This is a genomic window from Microbacterium schleiferi (assembly GCF_038150145.1).
GTDB classification, from domain to species: domain Bacteria; phylum Actinomycetota; class Actinomycetes; order Actinomycetales; family Microbacteriaceae; genus Microbacterium; species Microbacterium schleiferi_B.
In genome coordinates, this window is sequence record NZ_JBBWSA010000013.1 from 43672 (window position 1) to 58244 (window position 14573).

Here is a 14573-nt window from a genome sequence, read left to right on the forward strand (position 1 = left end):
TTCGTTCCGGCGTGCGGGCGTCATGCCGGGCTCCCCGCCGCCACCAGTTGGTCACGGAGGTCACGCACGATCGCGGCCGAGTTCTCATCGCCCTTCGAAGCGAACAGGAACTCCGCCTCATCGAACCGCCCCCGTGCATCGTCAAGGAGTCCGAGATGGGCAAGCGCATTCCCTTGGTTCGAGAGCACCCGGGCGCGCCCGAGAGCGTCCTTCTTCGGCGATCGGGTGCGTAGCACCACTTCGTAGAGGTCCACAGCTTCCATGAGGTTGTCACGCTGGCGCGCGGACGGCGCGTACACCAGCGCGTTGGCGAGATTCAGACGAGCGCTGGCCCATTCCTCGGCGTCGTCTTTCTCATCGAGCAGTCGGGCCGCCGTGCGCAGGGACTGGATCGCGATCCCCACACGCAGCATGTCGGCATCCGACATGACGGGCGCCGCCAGGTACGCAGTGCCGAGGTTGAGATGTACGCGGGCGAACAGGGGCCGGTTCTCGCCCTCATCAAGGTGCCGGAGCGCCTCGGTGTAGCCCTGGATCGCTTCGGTGAGAGAGCGCCGCCCCTCGATCGCCATTCCGTGGACAAGGCCCGCGCGGTGGTAAAGAGCCTCGGCGTACGCGGCGCGGAGGTCGGTGCCCTTCAGCAGCGCGACTGCCTCGTCGGCATCGGCAAGATTGTGTCCACGACCGGCGAGTTCGCTGAGGATGACGCCCGCGAACGCGGGAGCGACGCCGCGGACGTGGTCGGCGGCGGCGCGTAGACATTCGACAGCCTCGTTCTCGTCGCCGTCATCGAGCGCATGGGCTGCCTGCGCGGTGAGGATCAGTGCGGCAACCTCGCCGGTGGAGCTGCCGACCTCGGGCGGGATGCTGGTCTGCCCGAGCGTGAAGGCGACATGGTCGACGAGCGGCCGCCACTGGTCCCCGAGCGCGGCAGTGACATCGGTTCGCGCAATGCTGTCAGGGTCGACGACGAAGAGGTTGTAGCGGTCGACGGGACGGTCGGATGCCGCGAAGACCGCGGCAGCATCCTCGACTCGTCCCTCGTAAGCCAGACGCACCCCTTCGAGCGCGGCGGGCCAGCTCTCGGGCAGGCGACCGGCAAGCAGCGACTGCCGCGCGGCATCCGTGTCGTCGCCGGCGACCAGCAGCAGACCGGCCGGCAGGGCGAACGCTCCGAGGGGCTGTGGGCGGTCGATCTCGGTCATCGGGAACCCTCTTCGGTGATGGTCAGGCGGCGGCGCTTTCGCGACCATTGTGCTCCCACGAAACCAACCGGGTAGTCATCGGCGAGCGCTTCACGCAGGAGAACGCTGCGGTCGCCCGCGACGTTGCGTTGCTTGAGCATCAGTCCACCGGATGCGGCGACGCCGACCGGCATCACCACGATCTCGCCGGTGGGTGCACGAAGGGCGGCGATCCGGTCATCCGGGAAGTGGGCGCGAGCGAAGTCTGCGGGAAGGCGCAGGTGCCCCTCGGGAGTGAACTCGACGGTCACCTGCTCGACGTCCTCAGTCATCGACCTGCTCCTCCAGGTCGGCGATGCGCTCCTGCACGATCCCGAGCGCCCGCTCGACCGCCGCGTCCACGACCGGGCTCAGGGGCGCACCGAAGGCGAAGGAACCGCCCTCGATGAGCAGGACGTCGATGTCAGCCGGCATGAGCGGCCCCAAGAGCCACCGGCCGAAGGCGATCGCGTGATCCCACCGGAAGTCATGGCTTCCCATCGCACCGGCGGGCGGGAGTTCCGCGACGACATCTCCGGGAACGGCGAACAGGGTCCCGGGCTCGGCGCCGGTACTGGACGCATCGATGATGAGGACCCGGTCGGCGTGACGCATCTCGAACGCGACGCCCATCCCACTGGTGCCCCCGTCGGCAATCCGAACCGTCTCCGGCACGGGCCCGGCCTCCCACAGCCGCCTGATCAGGACTGGACCTGCCGCGTCGTCCCCACGCAGGATGTTCCCGCATCCGATGATCAACAGCTCGACGCGCGAACTCTCGTCACCGTCGTCGATCAACCGCCACGGCTCGACCGCCTCGTCGGTATGAACGGCCGCGCCCGCCTTCACCTCTTGTCCCTCGCTCAACACATGTTGTTGATGACGAACGACGACATCTCTCGCCCCGTCTTGCCGTCGTAGGCGTGCACCGTGCACACGAGGCACGCGTCGAAGCTACGGGTGACGTGGCCGAGCTCGACGGGGTCTTCCAGGTCGTAGACGGGAGCCCCGATCAGCGCCTTCTCGATCGGTCCGACGACGGCATCCTTATCGCGCGGCCCGATGTTCCACGCGCTCGGAGTGATGACGTTGTAGTTCGCGATCTTGCCGTCCTCGATGACGATCCAGTCCTGCAGCGCGCCGCGGGCAGCCTCCGTGCCGCCGTAACCGCGCGCCGACACCGGGTCGGTGGGCTCGGCGAAGAACGAACCGTGCAGGTCGATCTGGTTCAGCCAGTTCTTCACGAGCTTGTAGTACTTCGCAGCCTCGTGCATCCGCGCGAGCTGGCGCACCAGGACCGAGGGTCCCTTCTTGGCCATGACGTCGGTGAACAGCGGATCGTAGTCCTGGAAGTCCTTCGTCTGCGGCTTGCCCGCAACGACCTGCCGCGCGAGTGGTCCGGCTTCCAGTGGCAGCCGGCCGACCCCGGGCACGTCATAGCGCGGAGCCTTGGCGAAGGAGTACTTGTCTTGCTTGGCGCCGAGCTCGGGGTCGATCGCGTTCTGCTCCCCGTCGAAGGGATGCACGACGTCATCGCCGCGATAGAAGGAGTGCGCGACATCCTCGCTCACCCGCGCCTGGTCGTACTCGTGGTGCGCGCCGTTCGCGTAGACACCCGAGCGCACGACAAGTGCATCGTTGCGGCCCTCGATCGTGGGGTGATCGTAGGAGGCCGGGTCGAAGTAGGTACCGGCGGCGATGTAGTTGCCCCATCCCTGCCCGTACAGGTCAAGCCCGATGTCCAAGGCGTAGCGGATGAAGAACCCGCAGTCAGAGTCGCGGTGGGCGTCGCTCTCGTCGACCCAGGCCAGGATGTCTTCCCACGTCTTGTTCTCGAGCCACCGGTCGACGGTGCAGCCGAGCCACTGCTTCTCGAGCCACGCGTTCTTCCAGTTGTCAAGGATCGCGTGCGAGCGGGTCACGTCACTGAGGGTCGGAGCGCCCATGATGCCACCGGGAACCATGAAGGACGAGTGCGGCCACTGACCGCCGAAGATCGCGTAGATTTCGACGGGCTTCTGGCTGAGCACGACGCCCGGCTGGTAGCTCGTGCCGACGTAGGCCGAGAACCTCCGGCAGGCCTCGTCGTAGAGGGGCGAGTTCTTGTACTTCTCGTGCGTGAGGTCGATCGCGAAGATCGCGTAGAAGTAGCGCGGAATCGACTGCAGGGTCTCGACCGCCTGCCCGATGTTGCGAACGAGCGTCGCGTTGTGGGGGACGAACGTCTGGAACGCGGTATCCAACGCGTAGCACGCCTTGTAGAGGTGGCTGCCGCCGCAGATCCCGCAGATGCGGGGCGTCATGATCAGGCCCGCGCGCATGTCCTTGCCCCGCAGGATCGTTTCGAACCCGCGGAACATCATGGCCTGCGTCCAGGCATCCGTCACGACACCGTCTTCGATGGTGACGCGCACGTCCAGGTCGCCCTCGACGCGGCCGAGGGGGCTGACGTGCAGATCGACGGTAGAACTCATGTGCTGGGCCTTTCGGGCTAGACGACGAACATGTCTTCTTTGGACCACTTGGGGGCGGAGATCCGCGCCGCGGCAGCCATGGCCATGTAGGTGACGTGGTCCTCTCCGGGCGGGAGGTCCTTCGGGATGGCGCCGGCGATCAGCTGCGTCTTGAAGACGGAGCCCGGCATGAGGTCGGCGAACGGGAACTCGGGCTCCGTGCATCCGAGGCACGGCATGCCCGCGCGGGTCTTGGAGGACTGGCGGTTCCACAGGATGCGGTTGCACGGCGCGTGGGTCATCGGCCCGCGGCATCCGAATTCGTAGAACAGGCATCCGGTGCGCGTGCCCTCACCGAAGCTCATCGTGGACTGCTTGAACTCGAAGAAGGTGTTGCGGGTGCAGCCGTTGTGCACGAACTGGGTGAAGAAGGTCTGGGGCCTGTTCAAGTCATCCAGTGCGATGTCTCCGACGCGGCCCGTGGCCAGCGCAACGATGATCTGCGTGATCCAGTCGGGGTGGGCGGGGCAGCCGGGGATGTTGATGACGGGAAGTCCCGACTTGCTGCGCCAGTCGGCGCCGAGGAACCCGCCCTTGGCCTTGCGGTGGAACTGCAGACCGGTCGAGTCACTCGGGTTGGGTGCGACGGCGGGAAGCCCGCCGAAGCAGGCGCAGTCGCCGATGGCCACGACGATGGATGCCGCCTCGGCGAGCTCGGTCACCCAGTCCTTCATGGGGCGGTCGGCGAACATGTCGAAGCGGCCCGTGCCGTCGGGGCCTTCGATCACGGTCCCTTCGAACACGAAGATGTCGAGCGGCCGCTTGCCCTCGGCGCAGTCTTTGAAGATCTTCTGGGCGTTCTTGCCCATCTCAAGGCCCGTCGTCGGGTGCCAGAGAATCTCCAGCCCGAAGTCGACAATGAGATCGACCACGCTCGGCTCATCCGCGTTGAGGAACGACATCGTGTTCCCCGAACACGCCCCGCCCTGCAACCACAGCACGCTGGTCATGCCTGCTCTCCTTCCGTTGCGGTGGTCTCTCCCTCTGCACGGAGGGAGCGACCGAGTTCCTTGACGATCCGCAGCGCGAAGGCAAGCCCTCGCCTGACATCCGGATCGCGGGTCATGCCGCTGATCGCGATGATGCTCGGCGGCTTCTGCTCAGCCTCGGCCTGCGCCTGCTCGGTGGCGCGACTCACGCCGCCGGCCAGCCTCGTCAGCAGATCGAGAAGCGCTGGGTCGAGCAGGCCCGAGGACCCGATCTTCTCGACGAGATCGGCATCGGCCACGTGCTCCAAGACGGGAATGGCCTGGTCGGCGACCTTCAGGAGCGCAGGGCCGGCTGCCACTGCCCGCTTACCGACCGGACTCTCGGTGACCATCGCCACGGCTTCGTGGTAGCTGGTCGCGACGTTCTCGACGATGTTGTCGGAGTGCGCGAAGAAGCCGCCCACGACGTCGAGGAGCCCCGCGACGAGCTCCGCGTTGTCGAGCAGGTGGTTGAGGGCAGCGACGGTCTCTGGATCACCGAGCCGCTGGCGAAGGCGCTCGGCCTCGATGTCGGCGCCTGTGATCATCTTCGCGTCGTCCGGCGAGAGCACAGTGCTCATACGGCGTCCTCCGATCGGGGCACTCCGCGACGAGGTGCCCTGGCATGAATGTATCCCTGGCGCCCGGTGCATAGCATCCGGAATGCGCAGGGTTTATCCTCAGAGCGATCCTCTGGAGGACATATGGTTCGTCCCCTCCGCACGCCGCCAGCCCTGGCGAGTGCCCCGTCGGTGCGCACCGACGACCCGCGGCGTCTCGCCGGTGAACTCGGTGCTCTCCTGGGCGAGGGCACCGTCGCCGTCCACGACAACCGCGCGAGCCTCGACGGCGCGCTGTTCACCCGCAGCTTCGACACGATCTCGTTGGGATACCTCGACATCGGCACCCCGACCACCATCGACATCCCGGTCACTGCCGACGCCGTCACGGTCTGCATGAACCAGGGCGGAGCGCTCACGGCGCGCGTAGACGGAGTCACAGTGCACACCACGACGGTCCAGGCGATCGTGCTCTCACCGCGCACCGCGGTGCGGCTGGAGATGACTCCCGAATCTCCCCAGCTCCTCGTCCGGCTCGAGCGGCACGCCGTGGAAGCCGCCGTGGCTCGCACCCTCGGCCGACGCGTCAGCGAACCACTGCGATTCGAGCCCTTGTTCGATCTGAGCTCTCCCGAAAGCATCCGGTGGAGCATCGCGGTGCAGCTGCTGAGCACCGAATCCATGACCGATTCGTCGCTGCTGACCCTGCCCCTGGGTCGACAGAGCATCGCCGACCTCCTGGTCGCATCCCTGCTCCTCCTGCAGCCCTCGAACTACTCCAACTCCCTGAGGCGACAGGCAACGTCGGGTCTCATGGTCGACGCCCTCGCCTACATCGAGCAGCATCTGGCCGAGCCCTTCTCGCCGGCGGCCCTTGCCCACGCGGTGCATGTCTCCCCGCGCCATCTGCAGCAGACCTTCCGCGACCGCCTGGGCACAACGCCGTCAGGATACGTTCGCGACCAGCGACTGCAGCGGGTGCGCATCGATCTGACGGATGCCGACCCCAGGCGCGGCGCGACAGTCGCGGGGATCGCACAGCGGTGGGGGTTTACCCACGCCGGCCGGTTCGCGAACGAGTACCGCGACCGCTTCGGAGAATCGCCCTCTCGCACCCTTCGCGGCGCGTGATCACCCTGGCGCGTTCCGCCGGAGCGCCGATTGGATCTAGGGTGAGGGCATCCCCACCGGTGGGGTCGGAGGGCCGGATGCACGAGCTGTCGTTGTGCCGATCGATCGCTGCGATCGCTGAGCGTTCGAGCGCGGGCCGCCCCGTGCTCTCGATCCAGCTCGATGTCGGTCAGCTCCGCCAGGTGGTGCCCGAGACGCTCGTGTATTGCTGGGGCATCGTGTGCGAGAACTCGCCGTCGTTGTCTGGATCGCGGCTCGAGGTGACCTCGATCCCGGCCATCGTCACGTGCCGCGAGTGCACCACCGATTCGACGATCGAGGGAGTGCCGATCCTGGTCTGCGCGTCATGCGGAAGTGGATCGGTGGTCGTACGATCTGGGGAGGAATTCCTCGTCCGGTCAATGGAGGTCGGCGAAAAGGAAGGGAAGACCGATGGGTCGCTTTCACCGCCACGATGACGGAACCGTGCACGCTCACGATCACCACGATGATGGTCACACGCACGAGCACTCGCACGAAGATCACGACCACGCGCATGATCACGTGCACGAAGACCACATCGGTGACCACTCCGGATACGAGACGGGCGCCGAGCGGATCGACGTGCTCGAGCGGATCTTCAGCGAGAACGATGCGGCGGCTGATCGCAACCGCCGGGCCCTGGATGCCGCATCCGTCGTCTCGATCAACCTGATGTCATCTCCGGGCGCCGGCAAGACGACGCTGCTGGAACGGACGCTCGCGGAGTTGGAGGGGCGCGTGCGCGTCGGGATCGTGGAGGGCGACATCGAGACAGCCCTCGACGCCGATCGACTCGACGGCTACGGAGCGCAGATCTCGCTCTTGAACACCGGAAACGGCTTCGGCGGCGAGTGCCACCTTGACGCACCGATGGTCGACCGGGCTCTGCGTGGTCTCGAGCTCGAGGACCTCGACCTCGTCGTGATCGAGAACGTCGGCAACCTCGTGTGCCCCGCCGAGTTCGACACCGGGGCTCACTATCGCGCGATGGTCGCATCCGTCACCGAGGGCGAGGACAAGCCCCTGAAGTACCCGGTGATGTTCCGGTCGGTGGACGTGGTCGTCGTGAACAAGACCGACCTGCTCCCCTACCTCGACTTCGACCTCGACCTGTTTCTCGCGAACGTCCGTGCCGTAAACCCCACAGCACGGATCATCCTCACAAGCGCGAAGGCAGGCGACGGCCTCGCCGACTGGTTCTCCTGGATCGCGGAGATCACGGCGCCGGCCACCGCTGCCGCCCGGGGCTGACCCGGGACGGGCGGCCTCAGGCGATCTCGCCGGCGGCGACGACCTCGGCAAGACCCGCGACGCGCGACAGGTGGTAGACCCCATACGCGTCTGCTTCACGGATGCGGCGCGCATCGGCATCCGTCTGCACGTCGTGCGCGAGGGTTGCCGCGAGCATCCGCGCGTGCATCAGCCCACCGGCCACGAAACCCAGGAGCATGAGGTACGGGACACTGACGGCATATGCGTCGCGTGTCATCCCGAACGCGATCAGCTGGGCAGTCGCCTCTTCAGCGGATGCACGGGCACGTTCGAGTCGCGCCGCGGTGCGCGCGGCGACCGGGTGGTCGAGGCTCTCCAGCGTGGCGACCGCTTCGGCGGTCTCGCCGAGGACGCGGCCGACTGTCGCGCCGCCATCACGGATGATCTTGCGGCCGATCAGGTCGTTGGACTGGATGGCCGTGGTGCCCTCGTAGATCGGCATGATCCGGGCATCGCGGTAGTGCTGGGGCGCGCCGGACTCCTCGATGAAGCCCATACCGCCGTGCACCTGGATCGCGTCGGACGTGATCCGCAGAGCCTCTTCGGTGGTCCACCCCTTGAAGATCGGGACGAACAGCTCGGCAAGACGGATGCTGTCAGCATCCGTCGCCCGGTCGAACAGGTCGCCGACGTACACGCCGAGAGCCCGCATCGCACTGATCTCGCTCGCCATCGACAGCAGGAGGCGACGGACGTCGGGGTGCTCGGCGATCGGGGTCCCGGCAGGACGATCGAGCACAGAGCCTTGCATACGCTCTTCGGCATATGCCCGCGCGCGTTGGTAGGCGCGGTCGCTGATTCCCGTGGCCTGGAGCCCCATGCCGACACGGGCGGAGTTCATCATGACGAACATTCCGGCAAGACCACCGTGAAGCTCTCCGACGAGGAAGCCGGTCGCTCCCTCATACTCGAGCACGCAGGTCGGGCTACCGTGGATGCCGAGCTTGTGCTCGACCGAGACCGTTGTGACGGCGTTGCGTTCCCCGGGGTTTCCAGCAGCGTCGGGCAGGAACTTCGGCACGACGAACAGCGAGATCCCCTTCGCACCCTCGGGGGCATCCGGCGTGCGAGCGAGCACGAGATGAACGATGTTCTCGGCGACGTCGTGGTCGCCCCAGGTGATGAAGATCTTCTGACCCTTTACCGCCCAGGTGCCGTCGTCGTTCGGGGTCGCCATCGTGCGGATCGCGCCGAGGTCTGTGCCGGCCTGCGGCTCGGTGAGGTTCATGGTGCCGGTCCACTCGCCGCTGACGAGCCGCGTGAGGTACCGCTCGCGCAGGTCATCGGAGGCATAGGCGTCCAGGGCGTGGATCGCACCGGTGTTGAGGGCGCTGCACAGAGCGAACGCGGTGTTGGCGGCGTTCCACATCTCTCCGAGACCCGCCTGTACGAGCGCAGGTAGGCCATCGCCGCCTGCAGACTCGGGCGCTTCAGCGGTGATCCAGCCCGCCTCGACGATCGCGCGATAGGCCTCGGGGAACCCGGCTGGCGTCTTCGCCTGACCATTGATGACCGTCACTCCCTCGCGGTCGCCGGATGCATTCAGCGGCGCCAGCACCGCGGATGCGAGCTCCCCCGCCGCAGACAGCGCGTCAACCGCATCCTCTGCCGAGAGAGCACCATCCGTGGCGCGCGCCACGAGATCGGTCCCGAATGCCTCGGCGAACAGGAACGCGTAGTCATCGACGGGAGGAACGTAGGCGGAGGTGTCGGCCATGACGAGCTCGCTTTCAACGGTGGGACTCCGACTCATCATAGATGACACTGCGTCTCATCCGCGTGTGAGTGGGCGCCCACGTTGCTAGAGGATGCCGCGCTCCATGGCGACCGTCACAGCGTGGGTTCGGTCGGCGACCTCGAGCTTGTCGAAGATCTTCAGCAGGTGGGTCTTGACCGTCGACTCGCCAATGCCGAGGTCTGTGCCGATGAGCTTGTTGCTGCGACCGCGCGCCACAAGCTGCAGGACCTCGATCTCGCGCGGAGTAAGCGTGACGGATGCCGCAGGCTCGCGCATTCGCGACACCAGCCGCGCCGCCACAGCAGGCGAGAGCGCCGTCTGCCCCGTCGCGACCAGGCGGATCCCCGCGACGATCTCGTCCTGCGGCGCAGCCTTGAGAAGGTAACCGGCGGCTCCCGCCTCGATCGCCGCCAGGATCTGATCGTCGCTCTCATACGTCGTGAGGATGAGCACGCGGGGCGCGTCGGCGCCAAAGGCGACGATGCGAGCCGTCGCTGCAACACCGTCGATCACCGGCATCCGCAGGTCCATGAGCACGACATCCGGCTTCTCGCGTGCTGCCAGCTCGACCGCCTGGGCTCCATCGGCTGCCTGACCGACGACCTCGAAGCCTTCCTCATCGGCGAACAAGCCGGCGAGCCCCGCGCGCACGACGGGATGGTCATCGGCGATCAGGAGTCGGATCATGCCGCGACTCCGGCCGGCGGGAGCAGGATCGTCAGCGTCGCGCCGTGGCCGGGTGCCGATTCCACCTCGACGTCCCCTCCCGCGAGTGTCGCGCGGTCGCTGATGCCGTCGAGCCCAAATCCAGTGCGGGCTGCTGACGGGTCGAAGCCGACTCCGTCGTCGCGGACAGTCATCCGGATTCCGTCGCCGTCGGGGGCGACAGTCACTGAGACGACGGTCGCTCGCGCGTGCTTGCGAACATTCGCGAGAGCTTCTTGCAGACAGCGCAGCAGCACGACCTGCTGCTCGCGATCGAGATCCACGCCGGCTGCGACCTCGACGTCGATCGCGAGGCCGACCTCTGCCCGGAAGCGTGCGGCCAGCCGCTCGATCGCTGCCGCGAGAGCGTCATCGGCGGGAACAGCGGCCATCCGCGCCACGAGCGCGCGCGACTCGGCGAGCGCCTCGCGCGCGGCCTGCTCGATGGTCGCGATCGTTTCGGTCGCGGCATCCGTTCGCCCGTCCCGCGCCTGCCTGCCCGCACGCTCGCTCAACAGGACGAGACCTGCGAGAGTCTGAGCGAGCGTGTCGTGGATGTCGCGAGCGATCCGTTCCCGCTCCTCCGCCGCACCCCGATCACGACTGAGCGCCTCAACCTGGGACTGCGCCGCGGTCAACTCCGTCACCAGGCGCGCCCGTTCCTGCCCGTACTCCGCGATGCTCGAAATCCACAGGCCCAGAGCGATTGCGAACACCACCGCAAGGCCCCCGGAGAGGATGCCCTCCCAGAGCGACTCGATCGTGAAACCGCCGTGAGCCAGGAATCCGACGAAGACACCGAAACCGATCGCGACGGATCCGAGAACACCTCCTCGACGGGTCTCGACCGACACCCACACGAGGGGATACGCGAGAGTCTGCAGCATCGCCATGAACGGGGCAGCGGTAACGCCGACTCCGATGGAGATGGTCAAGAGGACGACGAACACGACGGCCAGCGACGTGCTGCTGCGCTGCCGAAGCCGCCGGCCGAAGCCGAAGTAGGCGACGACCAGAAGCGCCGCGGAGGCAGCGACCAGCATCCGATCGAAACTGTCGAGTTGCGACAGGATCAGGATGGGCGCGACGATGGCTGCCGCCACGATCGGGACGACGACATCCCACCATCGCGATTCGCTCATCATTCATCGCCCCCTCGCCTGCGTCACGTGTGACCGCCCCAGGCTACGCGTCGCGTCGGATCCACCGGAAGGTGAGCCGGCTGATGATGAGGCCCACGACGAGCCAGATCAGCAGAGCGATCGCGACACCGCCGAGGTCCCAGGCGCCACTCTGCTCGAGGGTCGCGTACTCGGGCGGCAGGAAGACCGCACGCATTCCCTTGGCCATCCATGCCAGCGGGAAGAGGTTCGCGACGTTTTGCAGCCATTCGGGCAGCAGCCAGAAGAACATGTAGACGCCCGAGATGAACTGCAGCACGAGGGCCACGGGGATGACGACGGCCGAGGCGCTCCGGGCGCTGCGGGGGATGGCCGAGATCGCGATTCCGAGGAACGCTGAGGTCGCAAGTCCCAGGACGAACACCCACGCGAAGGTCAGCCACGACTCCACGTCGGACGGCAGCGGCACGCCCAGCACGAGCCCCGCGAACGCGAGCAGAACAGCTGCCTGCACGGTACCGGTGACCAGCACCTGACCGATCTTGCCGATGAAGTAGCTCACCGGCGACAGCGGCGTCCCACCCAGTCGCTTCAGGGTGCCGTCGTGCCGTTCGAGGGCGATATCGATCGCGAGGTTCTGCAGGCCCGACAGCAGCACACCGGCAGCAAGCATGCCGGGAAGGTACATCTGTGCTGCCGAGAGGGCCGGCAGTCCCTGCCCATAGCTCTGATCGCCGTCGCCGCCGAAGACGGTGCTGAAGAGGGCGAGCATCAGGATCGGGAAGAGGAACGTGAAGAAGATCGTCTCGGGTGAGCGGGTGTAGCCGCGGATCTCGAACCCGATACGACGGATGCCGTGGCGTACCGCGTGCATCGGGCTGAGCCGGGCCGGGGCGAGGGTGAGAGCGGTCATGACAGTGTCTCCGGAATCGAAGAGGTGGGTGAGGAGGATGCCGGGGCGACTGCATCGTCCGCGGTGGCCGCGGCGTCCGGGTCGACCATGCCGAGGTAGATGTCTTCCAGGGTGGGACGGCGGATCTCGAGCTCGTCGGGCTCACCGCCGAGACGTTCGGCAAGCGACCGGGCAAAGGCCCAGGGCGTGGGTGTGCTCTCGGTGCGCAGCGTCCCGCCTTCGCGCCACGTGACGCGCGGCATCCGGGCGCCCTCGCCGCCGAACGTCGCGATCGGCCCGATCGCTTGGAGGGTTCCCCGATCGATCACCGCGACCCGATCGGCCAACTGCGCCGCCTCATCGAGGTAGTGCGTGGTGAGCAGGATCGTGGTGCCATCATCCTGGAGTCTGCGGATGAGGCTCCAGAACTCCCGGCGAGCCTGCGGGTCGAACCCCGTGGTGGGCTCGTCGAGAAAGAGGAGTTCGGGGTTTCCGATGATGCCGAGCGCGACATCCACACGCCGTTGCTGCCCGCCGGAGAGCTTGGAGATTCGCGTGTTCGCCTTCTCTTCGAGCCCGACAGCGGCGATCACTTCCTCCACGTCGCGGGGTCGGGGGTAGTAGCCCGCGAACTGCCGCAACTGCTCGCGCACCGTGAAGGCTCCTGCCTGGCCGGTCGTCTGCAGCACAATGCCCAGCCGCGCCTTCCATGCCAGACCGCCGTGTCCGGGGTCGTCCCCGAGCACCGTCACCTCGCCGCTCGTGCGACGGCGGTATCCCTCGAGGATCTCGACGGTCGTGGACTTGCCGGCGCCGTTGGGTCCGAGCAGGGCGAAAGTCTCACCGCGGATGATGTCGAACGACACGTCGTCGACGGCGGCCCGCGATCCGTAGGTCTTGCGCAGGTTCCGAACCCGCACAGCAGCGTTTTCCATGCCTCCAGCGTGCCGCGGCGGCAGCGGCCACAACAGCGGCCGTTGGTCGGGTGCGGCATCCCCCATTCGGTGGATGCCGCACCCCGCCGCCCGGCTGGCGATGCATCCGGGTGTCGCTCATGTGCCCCGACTACGATGTGTTTCTGTGACCGAACGTGCTCCCCTGTCTCGCAAACTGTCCGCTATCGCCGAGTCCGCGACCCTGAAGGTCGACGCGAAGGCAAAGGCGCTCCAGGCTGCGGGCCGGCCGGTCATTAGCTACGCGGCGGGCGAGCCGGATTTCGCGACGCCGCAGTTCATCGTGGATGCCGCCGCCGAGGCCCTGAAGGATGCCAAGAACTTCCGCTACACGCCGGCTGTCGGCCTTCCAGACCTGCGTCAGGCGATCGCCGAGAAGACCCGCAGCGACTCGGGAATCGAGGTCGCAGCATCCCAGGTGATCGTGACCAACGGCGGCAAGCAGGCCGTCTACCAGGCCTTCCAGGCCGTTGTGAACCCGGGTGATGAGGTACTGCTGCCGGCGCCTTACTGGACGACATATCCCGAGGCTATCCAGCTTGCTGACGGCATCCCGGTCGAGGTTTTCGCCGGCGCCGACCAGGACTACAAGGTGACTGTCGAGCAGCTGGAGGCTGCGCGCACGGAGCGCACCACGACCCTCGTCTTCGTCTCACCGTCGAACCCCACCGGCTCGGTCTATACCGAGGAGGAGACCCGCGCGATCGGCGAGTGGGCCCTGGCGAACGGCATCTGGGTCATCACCGACGAGATCTATCAGCACCTCGTCTACGACGGTGCTACCGCGGTCTCGATCGTGCAGTCCGTTCCGGAGCTTGCGGGGCAGACGATCCTGGTCAACGGTGTCGCGAAGACGTATGCGATGACGGGATGGCGTGTGGGCTGGATGGTGGGCCCCGCCGACGCGATGAAGCTCGCGGCGAACCTGCAGTCGCACCTGACGAGCAACGTCAACAACATCGCCCAGCGCGCGGCGATCGCCGCGCTCACCGGTCCCCAAGACCAAGCCGAGCAGATGCGACAGGCCTTCGACCGGCGACGCCGCGTCATCGTCGAGGAGCTGGCGAAGATCCCCGGGGTCACGGTTCCGACTCCCCTCGGTGCGTTCTACGCCTACCCAGACGTCCAGGGTCTGCTGGGGCGCGAGTGGCGCGGAAAGCGCATCGAGACCTCGCTGGAGCTTGCCGACCTCATCCTCGATGAGATCGAGGTGGCAGTCGTCCCGGGTGAGGCCTTCGGGCCCAGCGGGTATCTGCGGATGTCGTACGCGCTCGGCGATGACGCCCTGCTCGAGGGTGTGCGACGGATGCAGGGGCTGTTCTCCTAGCAAGTCCGCCAGCCCTGCGGGTCATCCCCGCACCCGCGACGTGGTCGCAACGGCGCATCCTTTTCCCGACACCCCGGGCGCAAGCACTACGGGCCGGGGTGTCGGCGTATCCATGCGCCGTTGCGACGGGACCGAGCCGACGCGACGAG

15 protein-coding genes are annotated in these 14573 nt (G+C 67.0%); 4 read left to right on the forward strand and 11 right to left on the reverse strand.

Annotation, left to right across the window (positions count from 1 at the left end; translation table 11 throughout):
- Positions 1-20 precede the first annotated feature (20 nt).
- Genes AADH62_RS13470 through AADH62_RS13495 form a run of 6 tightly spaced genes read right to left on the reverse strand, consistent with a single transcriptional unit; the run spans position 21 to position 5285 of the window.
- Positions 21-1205, reverse strand: coding sequence for a hypothetical protein (locus tag AADH62_RS13470; RefSeq protein WP_341579926.1), 1185 nt, complete (start codon positions 1203-1205; stop codon positions 21-23).
- Positions 1202-1516 (reverse strand): hypothetical protein, encoded by a 315-nt coding sequence (locus AADH62_RS13475; RefSeq protein WP_341579927.1) that lies wholly within the window; start codon positions 1514-1516, stop codon positions 1202-1204. The genes AADH62_RS13470 and AADH62_RS13475 overlap by 4 nt, the downstream gene beginning before the upstream one ends.
- A complete protein-coding gene (locus tag AADH62_RS13480) occupies positions 1509-2072 on the reverse strand; it encodes a hydrogenase maturation protease (RefSeq protein WP_341579928.1) in 564 nt (187 codons plus the stop codon). Before AADH62_RS13480 ends, AADH62_RS13475 begins: the two co-directional genes overlap by 8 nt.
- A gap of 14 nt (positions 2073-2086) precedes the next feature.
- On the reverse strand, positions 2087-3697 hold the full coding sequence (locus tag AADH62_RS13485) for a nickel-dependent hydrogenase large subunit (protein WP_341579929.1): 1611 nt from the start codon (positions 3695-3697) through the stop codon (positions 2087-2089).
- A 17-nt stretch (positions 3698-3714) separates the two neighbouring features.
- A complete protein-coding gene (locus tag AADH62_RS13490) occupies positions 3715-4686 on the reverse strand; it encodes a hydrogenase (RefSeq protein ID WP_341579930.1) in 972 nt (323 codons plus the stop codon).
- Positions 4683-5285: a DUF1641 domain-containing protein gene (locus AADH62_RS13495; RefSeq protein ID WP_341579931.1), complete on the reverse strand. Its 603-nt coding sequence runs from the start codon at positions 5283-5285 to the stop codon at positions 4683-4685. Before AADH62_RS13495 ends, AADH62_RS13490 begins: the two co-directional genes overlap by 4 nt.
- A 123-nt stretch (positions 5286-5408) precedes the next feature.
- Between AADH62_RS13495 and AADH62_RS13500 the strand changes: the two genes are divergently transcribed.
- Genes AADH62_RS13500 through hypB form a run of 3 tightly spaced genes read left to right on the forward strand, consistent with a single transcriptional unit; the run spans position 5409 to position 7667 of the window.
- Positions 5409-6395, forward strand: a complete 987-nt coding sequence (locus AADH62_RS13500) for an AraC family transcriptional regulator (RefSeq protein ID WP_341579932.1) — start codon at positions 5409-5411, stop codon at positions 6393-6395.
- Positions 6396-6436: 41 nt separating this feature from the next.
- Positions 6437-6853, forward strand: coding sequence for a hydrogenase maturation nickel metallochaperone HypA (locus AADH62_RS13505; protein ID WP_341579933.1), 417 nt, complete (start codon positions 6437-6439; stop codon positions 6851-6853).
- The gene (gene hypB, locus AADH62_RS13510) at positions 6828-7667 is read left to right on the forward strand and encodes a hydrogenase nickel incorporation protein HypB (RefSeq protein ID WP_341579934.1); all 840 of its coding nucleotides are present in this window, start codon (positions 6828-6830) and stop codon (positions 7665-7667) included. Before AADH62_RS13505 ends, hypB begins: the two co-directional genes overlap by 26 nt.
- A 16-nt stretch (positions 7668-7683) precedes the next feature.
- Here the strand turns inward: hypB and AADH62_RS13515 are convergent, their stop codons facing one another.
- From AADH62_RS13515 to AADH62_RS13535, 5 genes are all read right to left on the reverse strand, one after another.
- Entirely contained in the window at positions 7684-9405 is a 1722-nt protein-coding gene (locus tag AADH62_RS13515) for an acyl-CoA dehydrogenase (RefSeq protein WP_341579935.1), read from the reverse strand.
- 84 nt (positions 9406-9489) lie between these two features.
- Positions 9490-10113, reverse strand: a complete 624-nt coding sequence (locus AADH62_RS13520; RefSeq protein WP_341579936.1) for a response regulator transcription factor — start codon at positions 10111-10113, stop codon at positions 9490-9492.
- On the reverse strand, positions 10110-11273 hold the full coding sequence (locus AADH62_RS13525) for a sensor histidine kinase (protein ID WP_341579937.1): 1164 nt from the start codon (positions 11271-11273) through the stop codon (positions 10110-10112). Before AADH62_RS13525 ends, AADH62_RS13520 begins: the two co-directional genes overlap by 4 nt.
- A gap of 43 nt (positions 11274-11316) precedes the next feature.
- Complete coding sequence (locus AADH62_RS13530; RefSeq protein WP_341579938.1) at positions 11317-12165, reverse strand: ABC transporter permease; 849 nt, start codon at positions 12163-12165, stop codon at positions 11317-11319.
- Positions 12162-13079 (reverse strand): ABC transporter ATP-binding protein, encoded by a 918-nt coding sequence (locus AADH62_RS13535; protein ID WP_341579939.1) that lies wholly within the window; start codon positions 13077-13079, stop codon positions 12162-12164. The genes AADH62_RS13530 and AADH62_RS13535 overlap by 4 nt, the downstream gene beginning before the upstream one ends.
- A gap of 145 nt (positions 13080-13224) precedes the next feature.
- On the opposite strand from AADH62_RS13535, the gene AADH62_RS13540 reads away from it, so the two are divergent.
- The gene (locus AADH62_RS13540) at positions 13225-14424 is read left to right on the forward strand and encodes a pyridoxal phosphate-dependent aminotransferase (RefSeq protein WP_341579940.1); all 1200 of its coding nucleotides are present in this window, start codon (positions 13225-13227) and stop codon (positions 14422-14424) included.
- The last annotated feature ends 149 nt before the right edge of the window (positions 14425-14573 follow it).